This is a genomic window from Mesorhizobium sp. M1A.F.Ca.ET.072.01.1.1, assembly GCF_004023325.1.
Classification (GTDB): domain Bacteria; phylum Pseudomonadota; class Alphaproteobacteria; order Rhizobiales; family Rhizobiaceae; genus Mesorhizobium.
Genome location: NZ_RZSF01000429.1, coordinates 1 through 4,621 on the forward strand (window position 1 = coordinate 1; position 4,621 = coordinate 4,621).

Sequence of the window (4,621 nt, forward strand, 5' to 3'; positions counted from 1 at the left end):
CCGTAGGAGAGGCCGACCGAGGCGGATGCGCGGGAAATCTCCTCCATCGCCACGACATGCGCGAGATAGCCCATACCGCTGCCGCCGAACTCGGCATCGGCGGTGATGCCGAGCAGGCCGAGCGCGCCGAGCTCCCCCCACAGATGTGCCGGGAATTCGTTGGAGCGGTCGATATCGGCCGCGATCGGCGCGATCCTGTCTTGTGCGAAGCGCCTTACGGTATCGCGCAACGCCTCGATGTCGGCATCAAGCCCGAAGTTCAGCGTATTGGTGTACATGGCGTTCCTCCCGGCGCGTGACCCCGAAATCGACTTCGATAAGGATAATGCGCGAAATCAAAGTGCCGCGGCCTCCTTTGCGCGTCGGACGGGACGCGTTGCGCTGCCGGCGCCGATCTTCGCGCCGACGAGCCGCCTTGTCATCGAAAGATATGTCTCCGTGACTTCAGAGATCGACAGCCGCTCGCCCGGACGGAACCAGACGATGACGCCGGTCATCATCTGGATCAGCGCCATGGCGGTGAGGCCGACATCGTCGATCTCGAAGGTACCGGCTTCGGCGCCGTCGCGCAGGATCGCGCGCAATTCCTTCTCATAGGCCGTGCGCATTTTGAGGATCCGCGTCAGCCGCTCATGCGAGAGGCTGCGCAATTCCATGTTGGAGACATGGGTCGCATGGCGACGCTCGATATGGAAAGCAATGTGGTTCTCGACATAGGCGGCGAGCCGCGCCGCCGGATCGGCCGCTGCCGGGCGCGCGTCATCCCAGGCCTTGAGCAGGCCTTCCATATGCTCGCGCATCAGCGTGAACAGCAGATCCTCCTTGGTGGGAAAATAGCGATAGAGCGCGGCGGCCTGCACGCCGACTTCGGTCGCCAGCTGGCGCATCGACATCGCCTCATAGCCGAGCCGCGCGATCAGCCCGACCGCTGCCTCGCGGACGGCCGCCTCGGTTTTTTCGCCATCTGAACCCGTGGTGCGTGCCATGTCTGCCTCTGCGAAGCAGATAATAAAACGAACGTTCAATTAATTCAAGCGGGCAAGCGAAGGTGTTCAGGCCGAAGGGCAATGGCCTGCAATCGGTCTGACGCAAGCCTCGGCTGGATCTGTAGAGCGGAGCGACTTAGTCGCCGCGGAAAGCGCGGCTCGCCTGATCGGTCAGGGGCTTAAGCAGATAGGAAAGCACCGTGCGGTCGCCGGTTCTCAGGAACACCTCCGCCGGCATTCCCGGCTTCAGTTCCAGCGATCCCGCCTGTTTGAGGCTGCTTTGCGTCAGCACGATGCGCACCGCGTAATAGGCGACCCCGGCTTTCTGGTCCTCGATGAGGTCGGGCGAGATACGGTCAACCTGGCCCTCGACTTCCGGAGTGATCTGCTGGCTGAAGGCCGAAAGGCGAAGCGTGGCGTTCTGTCCGATGCGCACCTGGTCGATGTCCTGCGGCGCGACGCGCGCCTCGACCACCAGCGCGTCGGCGCTCGGCACGATCTGCATGATCGCCTCGCCGGGCGCGATCACGCCGCCGATCGTGTGCACGGCCAGCTGATGCACCCGCCCCGATTGCGGGGCGCGGATATCGATCTGCTTCAGCGTTTGCTCGGCCGCGATCTGACGCTCGCGCAGTTCGCTCAACTTGGCGTCGATCTCCCTCAGTTCGCCCGCCACTTCGCTGCGCATGTCCTGATCGATCTGGATGATCGCCAGTTCCATCTCGCTGATGCGCCCGCGCGTCTGCGCGGCGGCGGCGATCAACTGGCCGTTTTCGCCGTCGAGCCTTGCCTCGGCGCGTTCGCGATCGGCCAGACGCGAGATCGGCACCAGCTTCTTTTTCCAGAGGTCCCGCATGCCCTCGAGCTCGATCTTGGTGAGGGATATCTCCTGCTGCTTGCTCCTGAGCTGGGCCTCGATACCCGCGATCTCCTGACGGAACTGCACGATGCGCTCGCGTAGCTGTGAAATCTTGCCCTCGCGCGCCTGCCGCCGCAGCGCGAACAGCCTGTTCTCGCCGTCGATGAGATGACCGATCTGAGGGGCATGCGCGTTTCCCGACAGCTGCTCGGGATAGAGCACCGCCTGGGCGCCGTCGCGTTCGGCAATCAGCCGGGCGCGGCGGGCAGAGAGCTCGTCGAGACCGTTGTCGACGATGGCGAGATTGGCACGCGCCACCGTGTCGTCCAGCCGCACCAGGACGTCGCCCGCCTCGACCGTGCTGCCGTTCTGCACGTTGAGAGCGCCGACGACGCCGCCTTGCGGATGCTGGACGGACTTCACGTTCGAGCCGACGACCAGATGGCCGCCTGCGACCAGGGCTCCGGCAAGACTGCTTGATGCCGCCCAAAGGCCGAGCCCGCCGACAAGCAGCGCCGCTGCGATCGCTCCCGCCCGGACGTTCCTGCGAATGGCCTGACGCAAGCGCTGCTGCTGGGGCGAAGCACCTTCGATCGGCTTCGAACCGCGGTCGAGCAGCGCGATCGCGCGCGCCCTGGCGGACAATGCGATGTCGCGCACCACGCGCAACGCATCGGCTTTGAAATCGGGAGTTGCCGACTTCATCTCAGCCCGCCGATCCGACCGCATGCAGCGGTTTTGTCACTGGCTGCAAAGCCTGCCGTGCGATCTCGCTCTTCAGCCCGAATGCCTGCTGCCTGCCGCCATTCAGCACCAGCAAGTGGTCGAGCGCGGCGAGGGCGCTTGGGCGATGCGCGACCACGATGACGATGCCGCCGCGCGCTTTGATGCCTTCGATGGCACGCGTCAGCGCCTGGTCGCCCGCGGCATCGAGGTTGGAATTCGGCTCGTCGAGCACGACGAGGAACGGATTGCCGAACAGCGCGCGCGCCAGGCCTACTCGCTGACGCTGTCCGGCGGAAAGTGCCGCGCCGCTCTCGCCGATCTCGGTCTGATAGCCTTCGGGCAGGCGCAGGATCATGTCGTGCACGCCGGCAGCCTGGGAGGCCTCGATGATCGCCTCCGGCATGGCGTTCTCGTCGAAGCGGCTGATGTTCTGGGCGACCGTACCGGCGAACAATTCGACATCCTGCGGCAGATAGCCGATATGGCGGCCAAGCGCCTGCGCCGGCCACTGCTCGATTGCAGCGCCGTCGAGACGGATCTTGCCGCGCATCGTGGGCCATACGCCGACGAGCGCGCGCACGAGCGACGATTTTCCGGAGCCGCTCGGGCCGATCAGGCCCATGCCGGAGCCGGCGCCGAGCGAGAAGTCGATATCCTCCAGCAGGATGCGCCGTCCACCAGGCGCCGTCACCCCGACGGTTTCCACAGCGAGTGTCGCGTTTGGCGCCGGAAGCTCCATGCCACCATCGTCGACCGGAAAGGCGGCAAACAGATCGACCAGCCTCTGCCAGCTCTGGCGCGCGCTGAGGAAGTGCTTCCAATAGGCGGTGGCGAGCTCGATCGGCGCCAGCGCCCGCGATGTCAGGATGGAACTGGCGATGATGATGCCGGGCGTGGCCTGCTGGTAAATGACCAGATAGGCGCCGAGCGCCAGGACCATCGACTGCAGCATCATGCGCATGATGCGCGAAGCCGCACCCAATCCGCTCGTCAGGTCGCTCGCCTGCGCCTGCGCCTCGCGGAAGGCGTTGTTTGCTTGGCTCCAGCGCCCGGCCAGCCTCTCGCCCATGCCCATCGCGGCCAGCACTTCGGCGTTGCGGGCGCTCGCCTGCGCGATCGCGCCGCGCCTTGTGCCGAAGCCGGACATTGCCTTGGTCGGGGCGCGGACCAGGCGATCGGTGAGTGCCGTCAGCGCGATCAGCAGCAGCGCGCCGATGAGCGCCGCGACGCCGATCCACGGATGGAAAAGAAAGCAGATCACAACATAGAGCGGCATCCATGGCAGATCGAACAGCGCACCCGGGCCGGGGCCGGAAAGGAAGCCGCTGACCTGGTCGAGGTCGCGCAGCGCCTGCAGGCCTTCGCCGCGATCAGGCGTTCTGAGCGGCAGCCGCACGAGGCAGTTGAAGACGCGGCCGGCGATGAGCTCGTCGATGCCGGCGCCGATGCGTGTCAGCACGCGCGCACGGATCGCTTCGAGGACGCCCTGGAAGGCATAAAGCACGGCGACCAGAATGATCAGCGCCACCAGCGTCGGCACGCTGCGGCTAGGCAGAACGCGGTCATAGACCTGCAGCATGAACAGCGAACCGGACAGCATCAGCACGTTGATGAGGCCGCTGAGCCCGGCGACGGCCGCATACGGGCCGCGGAAGGAGGCGAGCGCCTTGCGAAGCTCGGAAGGTTTCAGGTCAGCTAAAGGCGAGCGTGTCAGATGGTTACCCCCGAAAAAACCGCGCCCGGCTTGAGGCGGGTTGGCGGGCCGCGATCGAGGCGCGGCCCGCGGTGAATGGATCAGCCGACGAGTTCCGTCGTTTGATGGTCGGAATGGCCGGCAATCTGCGCCAGGATCTTGGTGATCGCGGACTGCGCCGCATCGGCCGCGTCGGCAAAGACCGGATTGTCGGCCGGCAGGTGGTCGTGCAGCCCCGCTGCCGCCCGTTCCACAGCCTGCTGGACATGGTCCGACGGATCCGGCGCGTTGTCCGGATTGGCGTGCGAGGCGTGACGGAACAAGAATTGGTCGCCGTCCAAGGCCACCGCATCATGC

At 65.8% G+C, this 4,621-nt stretch carries 4 protein-coding genes and 1 pseudogene; all 5 read right to left on the bottom strand.

The genetic code is table 11. The annotated features are described in order from the left end of the window. Positions 1 to 278, bottom strand: a 278-nt coding sequence (locus tag EOA32_RS33455) for an acyl-CoA dehydrogenase family protein (protein ID WP_189407584.1), incomplete at its 3' end; no start/stop codon positions are given. Positions 279 to 335: 57 nt separating this feature from the next. Then, a complete protein-coding gene (locus EOA32_RS33460; protein ID WP_128374005.1) occupies positions 336 to 986 on the bottom strand; it encodes a TetR/AcrR family transcriptional regulator in 651 nt (216 codons plus the stop codon). Between the two features lie 136 nt (positions 987 to 1,122). After that, positions 1,123 to 2,550 carry an HlyD family type I secretion periplasmic adaptor subunit gene (locus tag EOA32_RS33465; protein WP_128374006.1) on the bottom strand — a complete coding sequence of 476 codons (1,428 nt, stop codon included), beginning with the start codon at positions 2,548 to 2,550 and terminating at the stop codon, positions 1,123 to 1,125. A 1-nt stretch (position 2,551) separates the two neighbouring features. Continuing rightward, a complete protein-coding gene (locus EOA32_RS33470; RefSeq protein WP_245499480.1) occupies positions 2,552 to 4,261 on the bottom strand; it encodes a type I secretion system permease/ATPase in 1,710 nt (569 codons plus the stop codon). A gap of 104 nt (positions 4,262 to 4,365) precedes the next feature. After that, a pseudogene (locus EOA32_RS33475) lies at positions 4,366 to 4,621 on the bottom strand (hypothetical protein); the annotation flags it as partial.